This is a genomic window from Pantoea sp. sgz302252, assembly GCF_042610525.1.
Classification (GTDB): Bacteria; Pseudomonadota; Gammaproteobacteria; order Enterobacterales; family Enterobacteriaceae; genus Erwinia.
On the sequence record NZ_JBHDVM010000001.1, the window covers coordinates 145,815 to 166,117 of the forward strand.

General features: G+C 56.8%; 19 protein-coding genes. 11 read left to right on the forward strand and 8 right to left on the reverse strand.

The features are described 5' to 3' along the window. Positions 1-3 precede the first annotated feature (3 nt). From ACETPC_RS00590 to ACETPC_RS00600, 3 genes are all read right to left on the reverse strand, one after another. Positions 4-399 (reverse strand): MAPEG family protein, encoded by a 396-nt coding sequence (locus ACETPC_RS00590; RefSeq protein ID WP_380177605.1) that lies wholly within the window; start codon positions 397-399, stop codon positions 4-6. A gap of 85 nt (positions 400-484) precedes the next feature. Further along, on the reverse strand, positions 485-1,309 hold the full coding sequence (locus ACETPC_RS00595) for a DUF72 domain-containing protein (RefSeq protein ID WP_380177606.1): 825 nt from the start codon (positions 1,307-1,309) through the stop codon (positions 485-487). A 55-nt stretch (positions 1,310-1,364) separates the two neighbouring features. Beyond that, positions 1,365-1,928: a hydrolase gene (locus ACETPC_RS00600; RefSeq protein WP_380177607.1), complete on the reverse strand. Its 564-nt coding sequence runs from the start codon at positions 1,926-1,928 to the stop codon at positions 1,365-1,367. 268 nt (positions 1,929-2,196) lie between these two features. Between ACETPC_RS00600 and aspS the strand changes: the two genes are divergently transcribed. From aspS to ruvB, 6 genes are all read left to right on the forward strand, one after another. Then, the gene (gene aspS / locus ACETPC_RS00605; RefSeq protein ID WP_380177608.1) at positions 2,197-3,975 is read left to right on the forward strand and encodes an aspartate--tRNA ligase; all 1,779 of its coding nucleotides are present in this window, start codon (positions 2,197-2,199) and stop codon (positions 3,973-3,975) included. A 1-nt stretch (position 3,976) separates the two neighbouring features. Continuing rightward, positions 3,977-4,411, forward strand: coding sequence for a dihydroneopterin triphosphate diphosphatase (gene nudB / locus ACETPC_RS00610; protein WP_380177610.1), 435 nt, complete (start codon positions 3,977-3,979; stop codon positions 4,409-4,411). 197 nt (positions 4,412-4,608) lie between these two features. Next, positions 4,609-5,352 (forward strand): YebC/PmpR family DNA-binding transcriptional regulator, encoded by a 744-nt coding sequence (locus tag ACETPC_RS00615; protein WP_380177612.1) that lies wholly within the window; start codon positions 4,609-4,611, stop codon positions 5,350-5,352. A 34-nt stretch (positions 5,353-5,386) separates the two neighbouring features. Next, on the forward strand, positions 5,387-5,911 hold the full coding sequence (ruvC, locus tag ACETPC_RS00620) for a crossover junction endodeoxyribonuclease RuvC (RefSeq protein ID WP_380177613.1): 525 nt from the start codon (positions 5,387-5,389) through the stop codon (positions 5,909-5,911). A gap of 73 nt (positions 5,912-5,984) precedes the next feature. After that, positions 5,985-6,602 carry a Holliday junction branch migration protein RuvA gene (gene ruvA / locus ACETPC_RS00625; RefSeq protein ID WP_380177615.1) on the forward strand — a complete coding sequence of 206 codons (618 nt, stop codon included), beginning with the start codon at positions 5,985-5,987 and terminating at the stop codon, positions 6,600-6,602. Positions 6,603-6,610: 8 nt separating this feature from the next. Then, on the forward strand, positions 6,611-7,615 hold the full coding sequence (gene ruvB, locus ACETPC_RS00630; protein WP_380177617.1) for a Holliday junction branch migration DNA helicase RuvB: 1,005 nt from the start codon (positions 6,611-6,613) through the stop codon (positions 7,613-7,615). A gap of 229 nt (positions 7,616-7,844) precedes the next feature. On the opposite strand, the gene znuB is transcribed toward ruvB, so the two are convergent. Together znuB and znuC are read right to left on the reverse strand one after the other, a co-directional pair. Beyond that, positions 7,845-8,630, reverse strand: a complete 786-nt coding sequence (znuB, locus tag ACETPC_RS00635) for a zinc ABC transporter permease subunit ZnuB (protein WP_380177619.1) — start codon at positions 8,628-8,630, stop codon at positions 7,845-7,847. Then, on the reverse strand, positions 8,627-9,379 hold the full coding sequence (gene znuC, locus ACETPC_RS00640) for a zinc ABC transporter ATP-binding protein ZnuC (protein WP_380177621.1): 753 nt from the start codon (positions 9,377-9,379) through the stop codon (positions 8,627-8,629). Before znuC ends, znuB begins: the two co-directional genes overlap by 4 nt. A 77-nt stretch (positions 9,380-9,456) precedes the next feature. Here znuC and znuA point away from each other — a divergent pair, with 77 nt between their 5' ends. From znuA to lpxM, 3 genes are all read left to right on the forward strand, one after another. Continuing rightward, a complete protein-coding gene (gene znuA, locus ACETPC_RS00645; RefSeq protein WP_380177623.1) occupies positions 9,457-10,404 on the forward strand; it encodes a zinc ABC transporter substrate-binding protein ZnuA in 948 nt (315 codons plus the stop codon). A gap of 12 nt (positions 10,405-10,416) precedes the next feature. Continuing rightward, the gene (gene mepM / locus ACETPC_RS00650; RefSeq protein ID WP_380177626.1) at positions 10,417-11,748 is read left to right on the forward strand and encodes a murein DD-endopeptidase MepM; all 1,332 of its coding nucleotides are present in this window, start codon (positions 10,417-10,419) and stop codon (positions 11,746-11,748) included. Positions 11,749-11,874: 126 nt separating this feature from the next. Then, positions 11,875-12,843 (forward strand): lauroyl-Kdo(2)-lipid IV(A) myristoyltransferase, encoded by a 969-nt coding sequence (gene lpxM / locus ACETPC_RS00655; RefSeq protein ID WP_380177628.1) that lies wholly within the window; start codon positions 11,875-11,877, stop codon positions 12,841-12,843. 268 nt (positions 12,844-13,111) lie between these two features. Here the strand turns inward: lpxM and ACETPC_RS00660 are convergent, their stop codons facing one another. Both ACETPC_RS00660 and pyk read right to left on the reverse strand, forming a co-directional pair. Continuing rightward, positions 13,112-14,344, reverse strand: a complete 1,233-nt coding sequence (locus ACETPC_RS00660; RefSeq protein ID WP_380177630.1) for an MFS transporter — start codon at positions 14,342-14,344, stop codon at positions 13,112-13,114. A gap of 154 nt (positions 14,345-14,498) precedes the next feature. Beyond that, positions 14,499-15,941, reverse strand: coding sequence for a pyruvate kinase (pyk, locus tag ACETPC_RS00665; RefSeq protein ID WP_380177632.1), 1,443 nt, complete (start codon positions 15,939-15,941; stop codon positions 14,499-14,501). Positions 15,942-16,542: 601 nt separating this feature from the next. Between pyk and zwf the strand changes: the two genes are divergently transcribed. Together zwf and ACETPC_RS00675 are read left to right on the forward strand one after the other, a co-directional pair. Continuing rightward, positions 16,543-18,018, forward strand: coding sequence for a glucose-6-phosphate dehydrogenase (zwf, locus tag ACETPC_RS00670; RefSeq protein ID WP_380177634.1), 1,476 nt, complete (start codon positions 16,543-16,545; stop codon positions 18,016-18,018). Positions 18,019-18,220: 202 nt separating this feature from the next. After that, on the forward strand, positions 18,221-18,859 hold the full coding sequence (locus ACETPC_RS00675) for a bifunctional 4-hydroxy-2-oxoglutarate aldolase/2-dehydro-3-deoxy-phosphogluconate aldolase (RefSeq protein WP_380177636.1): 639 nt from the start codon (positions 18,221-18,223) through the stop codon (positions 18,857-18,859). A 251-nt stretch (positions 18,860-19,110) separates the two neighbouring features. Here ACETPC_RS00675 and purT read toward each other — a convergent pair whose 3' ends face one another. Continuing rightward, entirely contained in the window at positions 19,111-20,289 is a 1,179-nt protein-coding gene (gene purT / locus ACETPC_RS00680; protein ID WP_380177638.1) for a formate-dependent phosphoribosylglycinamide formyltransferase, read from the reverse strand. Positions 20,290-20,303 lie beyond the last annotated feature (14 nt).

Here is a 20,303-nt window from a genome sequence, read left to right on the forward strand (position 1 = left end):
GCCTCAGCTCAGGGTGAAAACCAGCTCCCAGGGTAGAAAAACCAGGTTAAGCACGATCATCCCCAGCAGCGACATCAGGGTGAGGATCATGCCGTTTTTCCGCCACAACAGCGTGCTGGTGCGCATGCCGTAGCTGTGCAGCGCACGGCCCAGGAAAAAGAATAGGCCGGTCAGATGTAGCATCCACATATCCGCGCCGTTCATCTCCATTACCATCAGCAGCAGCAGGGCGAGCGGAATATATTCCACGGCGTTACCGTGAATGCGGATGGCGGTCTGCAACTCGTAAAACCCGCCGTCGCCATGGGCGACACGATACTGACGGCGCAAACGCACAACGTCGAAAGAAAACTTGATAAGAAACAGTGCTCCAAGCACCACATACAGCGCGCTGACCATCCTTACTCCAAACGGGCGAAAACTTCTGGCGCCATCATAACGGCGAAAGCAGGCACTGTCAGCAAATGTGCAAACTCGTTTAGGTTCAGAATAGGCTTTCCTGCTGCGGCCAGTCCGGCGGCTCGCCAATACCGGGTATAGCCTGGCGCAGCGAGCCCCACAGGCTTTGCACCATCGCGGGAGCGAAAGCCACATCCGGCGTATGAATAAACAGCCACGGCTGGCCCTGCTCGCGCCACTGCGGCAATTTGTTTCGCCAGGCCTCGAACCATTTCAGATTGGCTTCAGCATCGTCGCCGCCGATAAAACGGATCATCGGCTGATCGGCAGTCATCACCGCATGCACCGGCAGATGTGGCTTCTTGCGTTGCGCTTCGATAATTGCCGGATTACTGGGAATAGCGGAATGCACGCCGCGCGTATCCAGAATCACCCGATTAACGCCGCGCTGATGCAGACCGGCGTTCAGCGCTTTTTCAGCCTCGCCCTTGGCGAAAAATTCCGGATGTCGCACCTCCACGCCGTAGCTGAACGTTTTCGGTAATCCGTCCAGAAATGACCAAAGCGCAGGTAAATCAGCTGGCGAAAACGCTGAGGGAAGCTGTAGCCAGTACTGGCCGATACGCGAGGCCAGCGGAGAAAGCAGGCTAAAAAACTCGGCGGTCAGATCGCCGCTGTCGCGCAGTGCCGCTTTATGGCTGATAGTGGCGGGGAATTTAAAGCAGAAGCGGAAATCGTCATGGGTCATATCGTACCAGCGCTGGACGATCTCAGGACGCGGTAGCGCATAGAGCGTAGTATTGCCCTCCACGCAGTTAAAGTAGCGGGCATAGTCAGCCAGAGTTTCTATGCCCAGCTTCTTCCACTGCGGATGCTGCCACTGCGGCAGGCCAAGATAAAACGGTTTCATTACTCCTCCCTAAAGTGCGGCGGCGGCGATCGCCTCCTTGCGATCGCTTGATAAATTACAGTGCGGCGATGATCTCGTCAGAAGAACGTACGCGGCCAAGGCGAGGGAATATATATTTGAAGCTGCCGTTGTGCTCTTCCGTGCTGCCAGCGGCGCAAATATCTTCTGCTACAACCAGATTAAAGCCCAGTTCCCAGGCGTTGCGCGCCGTAGATTCAACGCCGATATTGGTAGAGATGCCGCCCAGCACTATAGTATCAATGCCGCGACGACGTAGTTGAACTTCCAGATCGGTGTTATAGAAAGCGCCCCACTGGCGTTTGATCACCAGGATATCGCTGTCCTGCTTGCCCAGCGCTTCCGGCCAGTCCCACCAGTTTTCCGGCAGCGGGCCGCCGTGGCTGTTATCTACAGGCTGCTTTGGCGCATCGCCAAAATCTTTTGCCCAGCCCACGCGCACCAGTACTACAGGCGCATTCACGGCACGGAACTTCTCGGCCAGCTTCGCTGCACGAGTAACTACTTCTTCCGCTTTATAAGGGCCGCCCGCGAAAGGCAGAATGCCTTCCTGCAGATCGATAAGCACCAGCGCGGTGGTGGCAGCGTTTAATTCCAACATATTTACTCCGGGTGTTCAGGGAAAACCGTTGAGAATACAGGCAGTCAGCCCGCCTGGGCGACAACAACAATGTTAGATGCACGCGAAATTTGTTAACTTTTGTGAGGCGCAGGCTAATTGTAGCGACTTTCCGCATAGCTTGCAGGAAGCGGCTCTTATCGCGCCCGGCTTTTTCCATTATAATAGCCGCCTTTTTCGCGGCGGCCTCGCCCCGAACAGATAACATAAAAAGGCTGCCCGCGAGCGGCGAAGTTAAAAGGATATCGTTATGCGTACCGAGTATTGCGGACAGATCAACCTGTCTCACGTAGGCCAACAGGTGACACTTTGCGGCTGGGTTAACCGCCGCCGCGATCTGGGAAGCCTGATCTTTATCGATATGCGCGACCGCGAAGGCATTGTGCAGGTATTTTTCGATCCCGATCGCGAGCAGGCTTTTAAGCTGGCCTCTGAACTGCGTAACGAATTCTGCATTCAGCTTACCGGCACCGTGCGTGCCCGTGACGAGAAAAACAAAAACAGCGAGATGGCGACGGGCGAAGTAGAAGTCTTCGCTACCGATCTGACCATCATCAACCGTGCCGATGCTTTGCCGCTGGATTCAAACCACGTCAACAGCGAAGAAGCTCGCCTGAAATATCGCTACCTGGATCTGCGCCGTCCGGAAATGGCGCAGCGCCTGAAAACCCGCGCAAAAATCACCAGCTTCGTACGCCGCTTTATGGACGACAACGGCTTTCTGGATATCGAAACGCCGATGCTGACCAAAGCCACGCCGGAAGGCGCGCGCGATTATCTGGTGCCAAGCCGCGTGCACAAAGGCAAGTTCTATGCGCTGCCGCAGTCGCCGCAGCTGTTCAAGCAGCTGCTGATGATGTCCGGTTTCGATCGCTACTACCAGATCGTAAAATGCTTCCGCGATGAAGACCTGCGTGCTGACCGCCAGCCGGAGTTCACCCAGATCGATGTCGAAACCTCCTTTATGACCGCGCCTCAGGTGCGTGAGCTGATGGAGCAGATGGTGCGTAATCTGTGGCAGGACGTAGAAGGCATCGACCTTGGCGATTTCCCAATCATGACCTTTGCCGAAGCAATGCGTCGTTACGGCTCGGATAAGCCAGATCTGCGCAACCCGATGGAGCTGGTGGACGTAGCGGATCTGCTGAAAGAAGTGGAGTTCAAAGTCTTCTCCGGCCCGGCTAACGACGCCAAAGGCCGCGTAGCCGCGCTGCGCGTGCCAGGCGGCGCTCAGCTTAGCCGCAAGCAGATCGATGAATACGGCAAGTTTGTAGAAATCTACGGCGCGAAAGGCCTGGCGTGGATGAAAGTCAACGAACGCGCTAAAGGCCTGGAAGGCATCAGCAGCCCGGTCGCTAAATTCCTGAGCGCGGAAATTGTGGAAGAGATCCTTAGCCGTACTTCGGCAGCAGACGGCGATGCAATCTTCTTCGGCGCGGACAGCGCGAAGATAGTTGCCGATGCGCTGGGTGCGCTGCGCCTGAAGCTGGGCCGCGATCTGGCAATCACCAACGGCAACGCCTGGGCGCCGCTGTGGGTGGTGGACTTCCCAATGTTTGAAGAAGATGGCGAAGGTGGCCTGACCGCCATGCACCATCCGTTCACCGCGCCGCGCGATATGACGCCAGCGGAGCTGAAAGAGGCGCCGGAAACCGCTATCGCCAACGCCTATGATATGGTGATCAACGGCTACGAAGTGGGCGGTGGTTCGGTGCGTATCCACAACGGCGATATGCAGCAGACCGTGTTCGGCATCCTGGGCATTACTGAACAGGAGCAGCGCGAGAAATTCGGCTTCCTGCTGGACGCGCTGAAATTCGGCACGCCGCCGCATGCTGGTTTAGCCTTTGGTCTGGATCGCCTGGTTATGCTGTTGACCGGCACCGACAATATCCGCGATGTTATCGCCTTCCCGAAAACCACCGCGGCGGCCTGTTTGATGACCGAAGCGCCAAGCTTCGCCAATCCGGCCTCGCTGGCGGAACTGGGCATTGAGGTGGTGAAAAAGGATAAGCCTGAGAGCAACTAAGATGGCTTTCAAGCGGCCCGTATCGGTTCTGGTGGTGATCTTTGCCCGCGATACCGGGCGAGTGCTGATGCTGCAGCGGCGTGACGATCCCGCTTTCTGGCAGTCGGTTACCGGCAGCCAGGAAGAGGGTGAAAGCCTGGCGGAAACTGCGCGGCGAGAGGTGCTGGAAGAGACAGCAATTGACGCCAACGCCGGGCAGCTCACATTAGTGGACTGCCAGCGTCGGATAGAATTCGAAATCTTCGCGCAGTTCCGCCACCGCTATGCGCCGGAAGTTACGCACAACAGCGAGCACTGGTTTTGCCTGGCGCTGCCCGAAGAACGGCCGGTGACGATAAGCGAGCACCTGGCCTGGAAATGGATGGACGCTGCCGAAGCGGCGGCGCTCACTAAGTCCTGGAGCAACCGCCAGGCAATTGAAGAATTTGTAATTTAACTATTTTTTTATTATCGCCTGATGGTCAGGCGGTATCGATTGAGTTGAACCTTCAGGCATTTATCGGCGCAGCGAGTTTGTTCGCTGCCAGCGCGCAGGAACCGCAGCGTACTTCAGTACGTGAGGATTCCGGGCACTGCCAGCGGACAAAATCGCAAGTGAGATAGCCTGTGAGGGAGCGAGGAGACACTTAAAACATGGCTGGTCACAGTAAATGGGCGAACACCAAACACCGCAAAGCGGCTCAGGATGCCAAACGCGGTAAGATCTTCACTAAAATTATCCGCGAGCTGGTTACGGCAGCGAAGCTGGGCGGCGGCGATGCAGGCTCCAACCCGCGTCTGCGCGCGGCAATGGATAAAGCGCTGTCCAACAACATGACGCGCGATACCATGAACCGTGCTATCGCGCGCGGCGTCGGCGGCGAAGACGACAGCAACATGGAAACCATCATCTATGAAGGCTACGGCCCTGGCGGCACGGCAGTGATGGTGGAGTGCCTGAGCGATAACCGTAACCGTACCGTTTCTGAAGTGCGCCACGCCTTCACCAAAACCGGCGGCAACCTGGGCACAGACGGCTCAGTAGCTTACCTCTTTACCCGTAAAGGCGTGATCTCCTTCGCGCCGGGCCTGGAAGAAGACGCGCTGATGGACGCGGCGCTGGAAGCGGGTGCGGATGATGTGGTGACCTACGACGACGGTGCGATGGATGTCTTTACCGCCTGGGAATCCCTGGGCGAAGTCAAAGACGCGCTGATCGCGGCTGGCCTGATGCCTGATAGCGCGGAAGTAACCATGATCCCTTCTACTAAAGCGGATATGGATGCGGATACCGCACCAAAACTGCTGCGCCTGATCGATATGCTGGAAGATTGCGACGACGTGCAGGAAGTCTATCATAACGGCGAGATCTCCGACGAGGTGGCGGCGACGCTATAATGGCGTGGTCGCAGCAGCAGGCGGGAGGCGCGTAATGGCGATCATCTTAGGGATAGATCCCGGTTCGCGCATCACCGGCTACGGTATTATTCGCCAGGTAGGCCGCCAGCTGACTTACCTGGGCAGCGGCTGTATCCGCACGAATTCCACCGATTTGCCGGGCCGCCTGAAAATTATCTACGCTGGCGTCAGCGAGCTTATCGCCCAGTATCAGCCGGACTATTTCGCCATAGAGCAGGTCTTTATGGCGAAAAACGCCGACTCAGCGCTGAAGCTGGGGCAGGCTCGCGGTTCGGCTATCGTCGCGGCGGTCAATCACGACCTGCCGGTATTCGAATATGCGGCGCGCCAGGTGAAGCAAACCGTGGTCGGCATCGGCAGCGCGGAGAAAAGCCAGGTGCAGCATATGGTAAAAACGCTGCTGAAGCTGCCCGCCAATCCACAGGCGGATGCAGCGGATGCGCTGGCGATTGCCATTACCCACTGCCACCTCAGCCAGAACGTTAACCGGCTGGGCGAAGGCAAGCTCAACCTGGCGCGCGGCCGCCTGCGTTCCTGATAAGCTGGATATCTATCCAGCTTTTTTTATGATATAAATCCCCGCATTAACCTATTTCTGAAGGAAGCTTAAGGTGATTGGTCGTCTGAGAGGCAAAATTCTGGAGAAGCAGCCGCCGCTGGTGCTGTTGGAAGTGGGCGGCGTGGGCTATGAAGTGCATATGCCGATGACCTGCTTTTACGAGCTTCCCGAGCTGGAGCACGAAGCCACGCTGTTTACCCATTTCGTGGTGCGTGAAGATGCGCAGCTGCTGTTTGGCTTTAACAGCCGTCAGGAGCGGGCGCTGTTCCGCGAGCTAATCAAGGTCAACGGCGTTGGCCCTAAGCTGGCACTGGCTATTCTTTCCGGTATGTCCGCGCAGCAGTTCGTTACTGCAGTAGAGCGTGAAGAGATCGCCTCGCTGGTTAAACTGCCGGGCGTGGGCAAGAAAACCGCCGAGCGTCTGGTGGTCGAGATGAAAGACCGCTTCAAAGGCATGCATGGCGATCTCTTTGCTGCCGATGCACCTTTCGCCCTCACCAGCGAAGTTCAGGCACAGGCCACCAGCAACAGCGCAGAAGAAGAAGCCGTTGCCGCACTGGTGTCGCTGGGGTATAAACCTCAGGAAGCCAGCCGGATGGTCGGCAAAGTCGGCCGCCCGGATGCAGATTGTGAAACGCTGATCCGCGAAGCCCTGCGCGCAGCTATTTGAGGTAAAGCATGATTGAAGCCGATCGCCTGGTTTCACCGGGAACCGTCAGCGAAGAAGAAGTGATTGACCGCGCCATCCGCCCGAAACTGCTGGAAGAGTATGTTGGCCAGCCGGTAGTGCGCGAGCAGATGGAAATCTTTATCCAGGCAGCCAAAATGCGCGGCGACGCGCTGGATCATCTGCTGGTATTCGGCCCGCCGGGCCTGGGCAAAACCACGCTGGCCGGGATTGTCGCCAATGAGCTGGGCGTAAACCTGCGCACCACTTCCGGGCCCGTACTGGAGAAAGCGGGCGATCTGGCCGCCATGCTCACTAACCTTGAGCCACACGACGTCCTCTTTATCGACGAGATCCATCGTCTTTCGCCAGTGGTAGAAGAAGTGCTTTATCCGGCGATGGAAGACTACCAGCTGGATATCATGATTGGCGAAGGCCCGGCCGCGCGCTCTATCAAGCTCGATCTGCCGCCGTTTACGTTGATTGGCGCCACAACCCGCGCAGGCTCGTTGACCTCGCCGCTGCGCGACCGTTTCGGCATCGTGCAGCGCCTGGAGTTCTATCGCGTTGAAGATTTGCAGCATATTGTTGGCCGCAGCGCCAGTTGCCTGGGGCTGCCGCTGAGCGAAGAGGGCGCACTGGAAATCGCCCGCCGTTCGCGCGGTACGCCGCGTATCGCTAACCGTTTGCTGCGCCGCGTGCGGGACTTTTCAGAAGTTCGCGCGGCAGGCAACCTGAGCGGCGATGTGGCCGCCAGAGCGCTGGATATGCTGAACGTGGATACCGAAGGCTTCGACTACATGGACCGCAAGCTGCTGCTGGCGATCATCGATAAATTTACCGGCGGCCCGGTTGGGCTGGATAACCTGGCGGCGGCGATAGGCGAAGAGCGGGAAACTATTGAAGACGTGCTGGAGCCCTATCTGATCCAGCAGGGCTTTATTCAGCGCACGCCGCGCGGAAGAATGGCGACGCAGCACGCCTATAAGCACTTCGGCATTACCCGGGAAGCGTAACAAACAAAAAAAACCGGTCTGCAAAGACCGGTTTGAGGTTGATGACGAAGTATGCCGGTGTAGGCTCAGGAGGGCCTGTGTCTTCCGCAAAGACGCAAAAAGCATCGTCCATGATAGCTCAGTACGGGCCGTCCATGGCCCGTAGTGCGCCACAGGCCCTCCATCGCTTTAAGTTTGTCAACAGTCTGAAACCGGTCAGCAAAGACCGGTTTTTCTCTTTATAGCAGTCTTAGACTGCCGGTCTTTTTACCATACTCAGCATAAACATCAGCGAGGCGCCCAGCACCACGGAAGGCCCGGCTGGGGTATCGTAAAAGGCAGAGAAGGTCAGGCCAGCGGTCACCGCCAGAATCCCTACCAGCACGGCGAAACCGGCCATCTGCTCTGGCGAACGGGCAAAGCGTCGCGCTGTCGCCGCCGGAATAATCAGCAGCGAGGTAATAATCAGCGCGCCGACAAACTTCATCGCTACGCCAATAGTCAGCGCCGTTACCAGCATCAGCACCATTTTCGTACGCTGAATATTGACGCCGTCCACCTGCGCCAGCTCCGGACTGATGGTCATCGAGAGCAGCGAGCGCCAGTTTGCGGCCAGCACTGCCAGCACCACTATTACACCAGCGGCAATGGTGTAAAGGTCGGTCGGCGTTACGGCCAGCAGATCGCCGAACAGATAGGCCATCAGATCCACGCGCACGCCAGACATCAGGCTTACCACCACCAGACCCAGCGACAGCGCGCTATGCGCCATAATGCCCAGCAGCGTATCGATCGCCAGATGCGGCCGCCGCTCCAGCCAGACCAGCAGCAGCGCCAGCAGCAGCGTTACCGCGATCACCGCGTAAAAAGGGCTGATGTTCAGCAACAGGCCAAAAGCGACGCCAAGCAGCGAGGCGTGCGCCAGCGTATCGCCAAAATAGGACATGCGGCGCCAGACCACGAAAGAGCCGAGCGGGCCGGCAGCCAGGGCCAGAAGAAAGCCAGCCAGCCAGCCGGGCAACAACAGTTCAATCACTTAACTTGTCCTCTGCGTAAAACGATACGTCCCTGAAGGTCGTGACGGTGGTTATGGTGATGGCGATAGATCGCCAGCTGTTCGGCGCCGCGAGGGCCAAACATCGAGATAAACTCTGGATGCTTTGAAACCGCCTCCGGCGTGCCGGAACAACAGATATGCTGGTTCAGGCACAGCACCTCGTCGGTTTTCGCCATCACCAGATGCAGATCGTGGGAAACCATCAGCACGCCGCAGTTCAGCTCGCGCCGAAGCTGATCGATTAAATCGTACAGCGCCACCTGGCCGTTAACGTCCACGCCTTGGGTCGGCTCGTCCAGCACCAACAGCTGCGGCTGATTGAGCAGGGCGCGCGCCAGTAAAACGCGCTGCATTTCACCGCCGGAAAGCTTTTGCAGCGGCGCGTTCAGCAGTTGAGCGGCCTGCACTCTCTTCAGGGCGGGCAGAATATCACCGCGCTTAACGCCGCCGCGCAGCAGCATAAAACGCTCAACGGTCAGCGGCAGCGTGGCGTCCAGATGAATTTTTTGCGGCACGTAGCCGATACGCAGCTGTTCATGGCGCACGACTTTGCCCTGTGTGGGCGGGATCAGGCCCAGCACCACACGCACCAGCGTAGATTTACCCGCACCGTTTGGCCCGAGCAGCGTTAATATCTTGCCGGGCTGCAGCGCCAGCGTAACCTTACTCAGCACGGCACGCTGACCAAAGCTGACGGAAATGTTCTCAAGGCTAATCAGTGAAGACATAGTGATTACAGGTTGCAGAAGTTTTAGAATGTTATAATATCACAATCCATCGACCTGTCACGATGGACTGAATCATTATGTTACATAAAACCAAACCCTTGATTACCCTGCTTTCCGCGCTGGGTCTTGCCGCTTCGCTTACCCCAGCCGCCAATGCCGCTGTCGTCGCTTCTGTCAAACCCCTGGGCTTTATCGCCGCCGCCATTGCCGACGGCGTTACGCCAGTAGAAATTTTGCTGCCGGATGGGGCTTCGGAGCATGATTATTCTCTGCGTCCTTCGGACATCAAACGCTTGCAGGGCGCGGATCTCGTGGTTTGGGTAGGGCCGGAAATGGAAGCCTTTATGCCAAAAGCGGTCGCCTCGCTTCCGGCGCAAAAAAATCTTGAGCTGGCCGATTTAGCCACGGTTAAGCCGCTGCTGGTTCGCGGTGAAAAAGACGATGACGAAGAGCATGAAGAGGGTGCAGAAGCGCACGACGAACATGCCCATGCGCACCATCATGGTGAATATAATATGCACCTGTGGATGTCGCCTGAAATCGCTAAACAATCTGCGGTTGCAATCCATGCAAAATTATTGGAACTTATGCCGCAAAGCAGAGACAAACTAGACGCGAACCTGCAGCACTTTGAGGCAGAATTAGCCACGGCTGATACGCAGATAGCCGCTCAGCTTGAGCCGGTAAAAGGAAAGGGTTATTTCGTTTTTCACGATGCTTACACATACTTTGAAAAACACTTCGGTCTGACCCCGTCGGGGCATTTTACCGTCAACCCTGAAATTCAGCCCGGCGCCCAGCGATTACATCAAATTCGAACAGAGTTGGTTGAGCAAAAGGCCGTTTGCGTCTTTGCTGAGCCACAATTCAGGCCGGCCGTGATCGATGCCGTGGCCAGGGGAACTAAAGTGCGTTCAGGAACGCTGGATCCGCTGGGAACGGACATCACTCCGGGAAGAGACAGCTATGTGAAATTCCTCTCACAGCTGTCCAGCCAGTATGCGAGCTGCCTGAAAGGAGCTTAGAGGAACTAATACGTGCAGCAAATTGCCCGCGCTGTCGCTATGGCGTTTAATACATTGCCGCGAACCCACCGCGTTATGCTGGGTTCGCTTACCGTCGTCACGCTGGCCGTCTCCGTATGGCGGCCTTTCGTCTATCATCCCAGCCTCGGCGATGACAATCCCGTGGTGAAAAGCATTGAACTGGATAAAGAGCAGTTGCGCACGCTGCTGCCAGAAGCCAGCGAGCCGATCGATCAGGATATGCCTTCGCCCGATGAAGACGTACCGAAAGATGAAATAGACCAGGATGTGCCCAGCGAAACCGGCACGCACGATTACGTAGTGTCAGCGGGAGATACGTTAAGCAGCGTACTCAATCAGTATGGCATTGATATGGGAGATATCAACCAGCTGGTCAAAGTGGACAAGGATCTGCGTAATCTGCAAATTGGGCAACAGCTCTCCTGGACGCTGACCGATGACGGCCAGCTACAGCGTCTGACGTGGGAAGCTTCGCGTCGCGAAACCCGCACCTACGATCGTTCCGGCGATACTTTTAAAGCTTCCTCAGCCGTGCAGCAGGGCGAATGGCAGAACAGCGTACTCTCCGGCACGGTTGACGGCAGCTTTGTTACCAGCGCGCGCAGCGCCGGACTGAGCAGCGGCGAAATCAGCGCCGTGATCAAGGCGCTGCAATGGCAGATGGATTTCCGTAAGCTGCGCAACGGCGACCGTTTTTCCGTGCTGATGTCGCGCGAAATGATGGAAGGCAAAAGCCAGCAAAGCCATCTGGTCGGCGTACGCCTGCAAACCGGCGGTAAAGACTATTACGCAATCCGCGCGGCGGACGGCAAGTTTTACGATCGCAGCGGCGCGGGCCTGGCGCACGGCTTTATGCGTTTTCCAACGGCTAAGCAGTATCGGGTTTCTTCCAACTTTAATCCGCACCGCCTGAACCCGGTTACTGGCCGCGTCGCGCCACATAAAGGTGTGGACTTCGCTATTCCGCTGGGTACGCCCGTGCTGGCGGTGGGCGATGGCGAGGTAATAGTAGCGAAACGCAGCGGCGGCGCGGGCAACTATGTCGCCATTCGCCATGGCCGTCAGTATATGACGCGCTATATGCATATGAAGAAGCTGCTGGTGAAACCTGGCGAAAAAGTGAAGCGGGGCGAGCGTATCGGCCTCACCGGCAATACTGGCCGCTCTACCGGCCCGCATCTGCACTTTGAAGTCTGGATCAACAACCAGGCGGTCAACCCGCTGACGGCCAAGCTGCCGCGGATGGAAGGGCTGGCCGGCAAAGAGCGTAGCGACTACCTGGCCCAGGTGCGCGAAGTCACGCCGCAGCTGCGTTTTAAATAATCGTTTTTCCCTTTTGCTCAAGCCGACGGCCTCTCCGTCGGCTTTTTCTTAGGGGGAAAATGAGGCGGGCATTGCAAAATTGTTCGTCAGCACTATCATTAGCCGCTCAGAATTTGAGGCGAGTGCATGGAAAACAAGAAAAGCAATATCGAATTTATTCCCACCTTTCAGAAATCCTTTCTGCTGCCGCGCTACTGGGGAAGCTGGCTGGCCATCGGGCTTTGCGCCGGTATGGCCTGGATCCCGGCGCGGCTGCGCGATCCGTTACTGGGTGCGCTGGGCCGCTTTACCGGTAAATATGCTAAAAGCGCTCGCCGCCGCGCGCAGATTAACCTGTTTTACTGCATGCCTGAAATAGCGGAAGCCGATCGGGAAAAAATTATCGATGAGATGTTCGCTACGGCGCCGCAGTCGATGGTCATGATGGCTGAACTGGCGATGCGCCCGGCGCATGCCCGTCAACGTATCACCTGGCATAACAAAGAGATCATCGAGCGGATCTCCGCTGACAACCAGAACATTATTTTTCTGGTGCCGCACGGCTGGGCGGTGGATATTCCGGCCATGGTGCTGGCCTCAGAAGGCCACAAAATGGCGGCGATGTTTAATAACCAGCGTAATCCGCTGCTGGACTATATCTGGAACGCCATTCGCCGTCGCTTTGGCGGCCGCCTGCATGCCAGAAACGACGGCATCAAGCCTTTTATCAGCTCGATACGCAAGGGATACTGGGGCTATTATCTGCCCGATCAGGATCACGGTGCGGAACACAGTGAGTTCGTGGACTTCTTCGCTACCTATAAGGCTACGTTACCTGCGGTAGGAAGGCTGATGAAAGTATGCCGCGCCCGCGTAGTGCCGCTGTTCCCGGTTTATAACAGCAAAACGCACCGGCTGGATATTCATCTACGCGAGCCGATGGATGATTTGCTGGAAGCGGACGATCAAACGCTGGCGCGCAGGATGAATGAGGAAGTAGAACTTCTGGTGCGGCCCAATCCGGAACAGTACACCTGGATCCTTAAATTGCTTAAAACCCGCAAAGAGGGCGATATTGAGCCCTACCGCCGCAAAGATATTTTTCGCAAAAAGTAGCGATTAGCCGCGTCAGACGACGGGGCTTCAAACTGCTGACAAAGCTATAAAAGCTTGAGTGAACATCTGTTTTTTACAGCAACTCCGCAGCTTAATAGCGGCAGAGGCTGAGCGGCCAGGCGGGCGCATGGACGCGCCAACCGAGCCTACATGGAAGTATTTACGGCGTGTCCGTGTTTCGATCTGCCTCTGCTGCTTTGTCACTGATTTAAACGCGACCTGGGGTTTGTCATCAATCTCTGGCCCCGTCAGACGACGGGGCTTTTTCTTAGCCGGGCTGCGCCGCCAGTCGACGGGCCCGCTCGCGCAGAAAGGACTTCACCAGCCAGAACCAGACCAGCCCGCAGACCAGGTTTACCAGACTAAACCAGAAGCTGCCGCCGCTGAAATAGGCGCTTTTCACCAGCTCAATGCCCAGCGTAAACGTCAGGATACTCACCATCCCCAGCATAGCGGCCACGCTGCCTTTACCGCCGCCGCTGGAAAACAGCGTCATACGGTAAAGCCCGGCATTCACCAGCCCGGTGCCAAAACCGTACAGGCTCAGGCCCGCAGTCAGCCAGTAATAGCTATGCGCGTTCAGCGCACAGGCCAGCGTCGCCATAGCCAGCCCAATCAGAATCGGCCAGGCGGCCAACCTCAGCGGCTGCTCGATCGGCACGCGGCCGGAAAGCTTGCCGAGCGTCAGGTTTCCGGCAATCATCGCCACAAAAACCGGCAACTGGAGAAGCGCGTAGGTCATGCGGGAAAGATGCTCATCATGGATCAGGATCACCGGCGAAAGCGCCACCCAGCCTAAACAGGGAATGCCCACCAGGCCAATAGCCAGTGAGCCACCCATCACCTGGCGATCCCTTACCAGCGCCAGATAGCCTTTGCCCAGCGACTTCAAAGAAATCGAAGCGCTGCGGTCGCCAGCGGTCTCCGGCATCGAACGCCACAGTCCCACCAGCGCTATAGCGCTGACGGCGCCAAACAGCCAGAACATGGCGCGCCAGTCGCTCACCGACAAAAACGCCGCGCCTGCCAGTGGGCCAGTTAGCGGAGCCAACAGCGCCACATTAGCCATCAGCGCCATGATTTTAACGCTTAGCGCCTCGTCGAAGGCTTCCTGTACCGCCGCGTAGCCCACCGCGCCGATAAAGCAGAGGCTGCTGCCCTGTAAAAAACGCATCAGGATAAACTGGCCGATGCTGTCGACCCAGTGCGTGGCGATACAGGAAAGCATAAAGAAAGCCACGCCCGCCAGCATTACCGGCCGACGGCCATATTTATCGGAAAGCGGCCCCAGCAGCCACTGCAAGACGATACCGCCAGCCAGGTAGGCGGTCAGCGAGGCGGAAACCCATTCCGGCCCGACGTTGAATTCGCTGGTTACCAGCAGCATGCCCGGCTGGATCATGTCATGGGCGATATAAGATGCGAACTCAAACAGCACGAAACAAAGAGGAAAAATCAGATGGCGGCGGGTTAAGTGCGACACCGGGACAAACGAGGGCATTCTGGCTCCTTCCAGGCAAAAGTAAACAGGATTAGCAAATCGCGCCAGCATACAGCCGTTGTATGGAGGTCTGATGAACAGGTAATTAAAAAAGGAAACGGGACAAGCGCGGAAAAATTATCGGGCGCAGCGGCCCGATAACGTTAAGAGAGCATTATTCTACACGTAATACGCGGCTGGTATTGGTGGTGCCCGTGGTGCTCATCACATCGCCCTGAGTTACGATAACCAGATCGCCCGACATCAGGAATCCCTTATCGCGCAGCAGATTGATGGCATCGTGCGCTGCGGCGACACCGTCGTTGTTACTGTCGAAATAAACCGGCGTGACGCCGCGATAAAGCGCGGTGAGATTCAGCGTATGTTCGTGGCGTGACATAGCAAAAATCGGCAGGCCAGAAGTAATCCGCGAGGTCATCAGCGCGGTGCGGCCTGATTCCGTCATGGTGATGATTGCCGTTACGCCTTGCAGATGGTTAGCGGCATACATAGCGGACATAGCGATAGCTTCTTCGATATTATCGAACTGCACGTCCAGACGGTGTTTGGAAACGTTAATGCTGGGGATCTTCTCTGCGCCCAGGCAGACTTTCGCCATTGCGGTGACGGTTTCTGCCGGATACTGGCCCGCAGCGGTCTCCGCCGAAAGCATAACCGCATCGGTGCCGTCCAGCACGGCGTTCGCTACGTCCATAACTTCGGCTCGCGTCGGCATCGGGTTAGTGATCATCGATTCCATCATCTGCGTAGCGGTAATCACCGAGCGGTTCAGCTGACGGGCGCGACGGATTAACGCTTTCTGAATACCGACCAGCTCCGGATCGCCAATCTCAACGCCCAGATCGCCCCTGGCGACCATCACCACATCGGAAGCCAGGATGATATCGTCCATGGCTTCCTGGGTTGCGACAGCTTCCGCACGTTCTACTTTAGAGACGATTTTTGCCTCGCAGCCTGCTTCACGAGCCAGACGACGGGCATAGTTCAGATCTTCGCCGCAGCGCGGGAACGAGACGGCCAGATAATCCACGTCAATTTTCGCGGCGGTAAGGATGTCCGCCTTGTCTTTTTCCGTCAGCGCTTCGGCAGAAAGGCCACCGCCCAGCTTGTTAATGCCTTTGTTGTTGGATAGCGGGCCGCCTACCGTCACCTCGGTAAATACTTTCATGCCCTGAACTTCCAGCACCTTGAGCTGCACGCGGCCGTCGTCCAGCAGCAGGATATCGCCCGGCACCACGTCGGCCGGCAGACCTTTATAATCAATGCCGACTTTCTCTTTATCGCCTTCGCCCTTGCTCAGGCTGGCGTCCAGCAGAAAGCGATCGCCCTGGTTAAGGAAAACTTTGCCTTCCTTAAAGGTGGATACGCGAATTTTAGGGCCCTGAAGATCGCCCAGGATAGCCACATGGCGGCCCAGCTTCGCCGCGATCGCGCGTACGTTGCTGGCGCGCTGCATATGGTCTTCCGGCGTCCCGTGTGAGAAGTTAAGTCGAACCACGTTGGCCCCGGCTGCGATAATTTTTTCGAGATTATTGTCGCGATCGGTAGCCGGCCCCAGGGTGGTAACGATCTTGGTTCTTCTTAAACGTCTGGACATGTGTGACTCCGTTTACTTTGAAAGGGGTATTGCCGCAGCAATTCCTGAAAAGGACGCGGCCATTTTATATAAGAAAGGCCATTTGCTTCGACGCTTTCCGCATTGATCCCTCAAGCTGGCCTGCCGCATAACAATATCACCCTATGCACAGGCAGGCACAGCGCCATGAAAAAAATTATTCACTTCGCCGCAAACGCTCGGACTACAGCAGTCAAAAAGGCCGCAGGCCGCTTTTTTGCTTATATATTTTGTCGATTTCACTCAAAGGGGAAACCGATAGCCGACCTCAGGGATAAAAATCACGCTCTGCTATGCTTTAGGGCGCAGTTTCACGACCGTTGGCGGCTGTTTTTAACATTTAAGCCCTTGCCGGACGTTAATGAGCATCGGACGATAGCGGTAAAAAAGCGGAAAGAATAAGCACAAACTGTCCGCGTAGTGGGCAGCAGAGTCGGCGCAAAGTGGCTACTCTGTGCTGGCGGGGCGCGGCCTGGTTTACGCAGACCCGGCAAAAGCAGTACATTGTATTGAAAGAAAATCAGAAAAGCCCGGTCGCGATAGGATCCGCGGGCCGGGCTTATCCTGCAACGAGGAGAATAGAATGGCGGTTACACAAACGGCCCAGGCATGCGATCTGGTGATTTTTGGTGCCAAAGGCGATCTGGCACGCCGGAAACTGTTGCCTTCCCTGTATCAGCTGGAAAAAGCCGGACAAATCCACGAAGAGTCGCGCATTATCGGCGTCGGCCGCGCGGAATGGGATAAAGCGGCCTATACCAAAGTCGTTCGCGAAGCGCTGGAAACCTTTATGAAGGAGACCATCGACGAGGCGCTATGGGACAAGCTGAGCAGCCGACTCGACTTCTGCAATCTGGACGTCAACGACGCGGCGCACTTTGCCAAACTGGGCAAAATGCTCGACCAGAAGAAGCGCGTAACCATCAACTATTTCGCCATGCCGCCGGGTACTTTCGGCGCCATCTGTAAAGGTCTGGGCACGGCTAAGCTGAATGCGCAGCCGGCTCGCGTGGTGATGGAGAAGCCGCTGGGCACCTCGCTGGAAACCTCGCAGGAAATTAACGACCAGGTAGGCGAATACTTTGAGGAAAACCAGGTTTTCCGTATCGACCATTACCTGGGGAAAGAAACCGTACTGAACCTGCTGGCGCTGCGCTTCGCTAACTCGCTGTTTGCTTCTAACTGGGATAACCGCACCATCGATCACGTGCAGATCACCGTGGCGGAAGAGGTCGGTATCGAAGGCCGCTGGGGCTACTTCGATAAAGCGGGCCAGATGCGCGATATGATCCAAAATCACCTGCTGCAGGTGTTGACCATGATTGCGATGTCGCCGCCAGCCGATCTGACCGCCGACCGTATCCGTGATGAAAAAGTTAAAGTGCTGCGCTCGCTGCGCCGTATCGATCATACCAACGTGCGTGATAAAACCGTGCGCGGCCAGTACACATCAGGCTTTGTGCAGGGCAAAAAGGTGCCGGGCTACCTGGAAGAGGAAGACGCCAACAAATCCAGCAACACCGAAACCTTTGTCTCTATCCGCGTGGATATTGATGACTGGCGCTGGGCTGGCGTGCCGTTTTACCTGCGCACCGGTAAGCGTTTACCGACTAAATGCTCCGAGGTCGTGGTTTACTTTAAAAACCCGGCGCTGAACCTGTTTAAAGATTCCTGGCAGGAGCTGCCGCAGAACAAGCTGACTATCCGCCTGCAGCCAGACGAAGGGGTTGATATCCAGATCCTGAACAAAGTGCCAGGGCTGGATCACAAGCACAATCTGCAAACCACCAAGCTGGATCTGAGCTTCTCGGAAACCTTCAACCAGTCGCACCTGGCCGATGCCTATGAGCGTCTGCTGCTGGAGACAATGCGCGGCATTCAGGCGCTGTTCGTCCGCCGCGACGAAGTAGAAGAGGCCTGGAAATGGGTTGACTCCATTATGGAAGCCTGGGCGGCGGATAACGAAGCGCCTAAGCCTTATCAGGCCGGCACCTGGGGGCCTGTAGCCTCCGTAGCCATGATTACCCGCGATGGGCGTTCCTGGAACGAATTCGAATAAACCCTCACCCGCTTCGGCGGGTTTTTTTTCGCCTGTGCAACAGGCCCTGTAAAATGAACCGCAGTTTCAAAAAATATTTCAACGCATAGACTAAGGCGCCAACAATCCTGTATGGTAGTCACCTTCCGGACGCGGCGCGCGTCGCTTTTGCCCGCCTTACTCTTAAGGGAAGAGAGGCTGGCCAGACAGGAGAAGCAGGACGATGAGTAACTGGGAAACAAGCGCAGAACAAATTCTTACTACCGGCCCGGTCGTGCCGGTAATCGTAGTCAACAAGCTGGAACACGCGGTGCCAATGGCGAAAGCGCTGGTGGCGGGCGGCGTAAAAGTGCTGGAAGTCACGCTGCGCACTGCCTGCGCAATGGAGGCGATCAGGGCGATGATCGAGGAAGTACCAGAAGCCATCGTAGGCGCGGGTACCGTGCTGAACGTGCGGCAGCTGCAGGAAGTGACCGACGCTGGCGCAAAATTTGTTATCAGCCCGGGCATTACCGAGCCGCTGCTCCAGGCCGCCGTTGCAGGGCCAATCCCATTGATCCCCGGCATCAGCACCGTATCCGAGCTGATGGCAGGCATGGATCACGGCCTGCGCGAGTTTAAGTTTTTCCCGGCAGAGGCTAACGGTGGCGTCAAGGCGCTCCAGGCTATCGGCGGCCCATTCCCCCAGGTGCGCTTCTGTCCGACCGGCGGCATCTCGCCAGCCAACTATCGTGACTATCTGGCGCTAAAAAGCGTGCTCTGTATTGGCGGCTCCTGGCTGGTACCGGCGGATGCGCTGGAAGCGGGCGATTATGGTCGCATTACCCAACTGGCGAAAGAAGCGGTGGCAGGCGCGCGCTAAAATAGCTTGATTACAAAGAAAAAAGGATAGCCGTGGCTATCCTTTCAGACTGCTGAACCTGAAGCGATGGAGGGCCTGTGGCTGGAGCAAAGCATTACGGGCCATGGACGGCCCGTACTGAGCTGCTATGGACAGCGCTTTTTGCGTCTTTGCGGAAGACACAGGCCCTCCTGAGCCGGCACCGGCATACTTTGTCATCAACTTAAAAGGATAGCCGTGGCTATCCTTTTTTATGGCGGCGCGCTTCGTTATTAGCCGCTAACTTTAACGCCAGCGGCGCTGTTCACGGCACGTTGAACGGCCTCATCGGTAGTCTCGCCAGTAGCCAGCGCCACGCCCATACGCCGCTTGCCGCGAACTTCCGGCTTGCCGAAAAGACGCAGCTGCAAACCAGCGCCCAGCGCCGCCTGCAAATCAGCAAACTGAACATTGTCGCTATCCAGCTCCGGCAGGATAACGGCAGAAGCTGCCGGACCATATTGCCGAACCGCGCCAACAGGCAGGCCAAGGAAAGCGCGAACGTGCAGGGCGAACTCTGACAAATCTTGTGAAATCAGCGTTACCATGCCGGTATCATGCGGGCGAGGGGAGACCTCACTGAACACAACCTCATCGCCGCAGACAAACAGCTCGACGCCAAACAGGCCATGCCCACCCAGCGCGACGACGACTTTCTCTGCAATCTGCTGCGCGCGTTTCAGAGCCAGCTCGCTCATCTGCTGCGGTTGCCAGGACTCCCGGTAGTCGCCATCTTCCTGGCGGTGGCCGATCGGCGCGCAGAAGTGAATGCCGTCTACAGCGCTAACTGTCAGTAAGGTAATTTCAAAATCGAATTTCACTACGCCTTCGACAATAACTCGTCCTGCGCCAGCGCGGCCGCCTTGTTGCGCATATTCCCAGGCCGCCGCCAGTTCGGCCTCTTCGCGAATAAAGCTCTGACCCTTGCCGGAAGAGCTCATAACGGGCTTAACGATACAGGGAAAGCCAATCTCCTGCGCGGCCTGATTAAAATCCGTCACGTTATCGGCAAAGCGATAAGAGGAAGTTGGCAGCGCCAGGTCTTCGGCTGCCAGACGGCGAATGCCTTCACGATTCATGGTCAGACGGGCAGCGCGGGCCGTCGGCACTACGTGCTGTCCCTGTTTTTCCAGCTCAACCAGCATATCAGTGGCGATGGCTTCAATCTCCGGCACGATATAGTCCGGGCGTTCCTGCGCTACCAGCGCCTTCAGCGCCTCGCCATCCAGCATATTGATAACATGGCTGCGATGGGCGACATGCATCGCAGGCGCATCGGCATAGCGATCTACTGCGATAACTTCAACGCCCAGACGCTGACATTCCAGCGCCACTTCTTTGCCCAGCTCGCCCGAGCCCAGCAGCATTACACGAGTTGCGGACGGACGCAGCGCAGTACCAAGAGTTGTCATAAATCTTTACCTGA

Bases quoted from the DNA above. Each gene is read 5' to 3' on its own strand.
- ACETPC_RS00590 (WP_380177605.1), bottom strand. From the start codon at position 399: ATGGTCAGCGCGCTGTATGTGGTGCTTGGAGCACTGTTTCTTATCAAG.
- ACETPC_RS00595 (WP_380177606.1), bottom strand. From the start codon at position 1,309: ATGAAACCGTTTTATCTTGGCCTGCCGCAGTGGCAGCATCCGCAGTGG.
- ACETPC_RS00600 (WP_380177607.1), bottom strand. From the start codon at position 1,928: ATGTTGGAATTAAACGCTGCCACCACCGCGCTGGTGCTTATCGATCTG.
- aspS (WP_380177608.1), top strand. From the start codon at position 2,197: ATGCGTACCGAGTATTGCGGACAGATCAACCTGTCTCACGTAGGCCAA.
- nudB (WP_380177610.1), top strand. From the start codon at position 3,977: ATGGCTTTCAAGCGGCCCGTATCGGTTCTGGTGGTGATCTTTGCCCGC.
- ACETPC_RS00615 (WP_380177612.1), top strand. From the start codon at position 4,609: ATGGCTGGTCACAGTAAATGGGCGAACACCAAACACCGCAAAGCGGCT.
- ruvC (WP_380177613.1), top strand. From the start codon at position 5,387: ATGGCGATCATCTTAGGGATAGATCCCGGTTCGCGCATCACCGGCTAC.
- ruvB (WP_380177617.1), top strand. From the start codon at position 6,611: ATGATTGAAGCCGATCGCCTGGTTTCACCGGGAACCGTCAGCGAAGAA.
- znuC (WP_380177621.1), bottom strand. From the start codon at position 9,379: ATGTCTTCACTGATTAGCCTTGAGAACATTTCCGTCAGCTTTGGTCAG.
- znuA (WP_380177623.1), top strand. From the start codon at position 9,457: ATGTTACATAAAACCAAACCCTTGATTACCCTGCTTTCCGCGCTGGGT.
- lpxM (WP_380177628.1), top strand. From the start codon at position 11,875: ATGGAAAACAAGAAAAGCAATATCGAATTTATTCCCACCTTTCAGAAA.
- ACETPC_RS00660 (WP_380177630.1), bottom strand. From the start codon at position 14,344: ATGCCCTCGTTTGTCCCGGTGTCGCACTTAACCCGCCGCCATCTGATT.
- pyk (WP_380177632.1), bottom strand. From the start codon at position 15,941: ATGTCCAGACGTTTAAGAAGAACCAAGATCGTTACCACCCTGGGGCCG.
- zwf (WP_380177634.1), top strand. From the start codon at position 16,543: ATGGCGGTTACACAAACGGCCCAGGCATGCGATCTGGTGATTTTTGGT.
- ACETPC_RS00675 (WP_380177636.1), top strand. From the start codon at position 18,221: ATGAGTAACTGGGAAACAAGCGCAGAACAAATTCTTACTACCGGCCCG.
- purT (WP_380177638.1), bottom strand. From the start codon at position 20,289: ATGACAACTCTTGGTACTGCGCTGCGTCCGTCCGCAACTCGTGTAATG.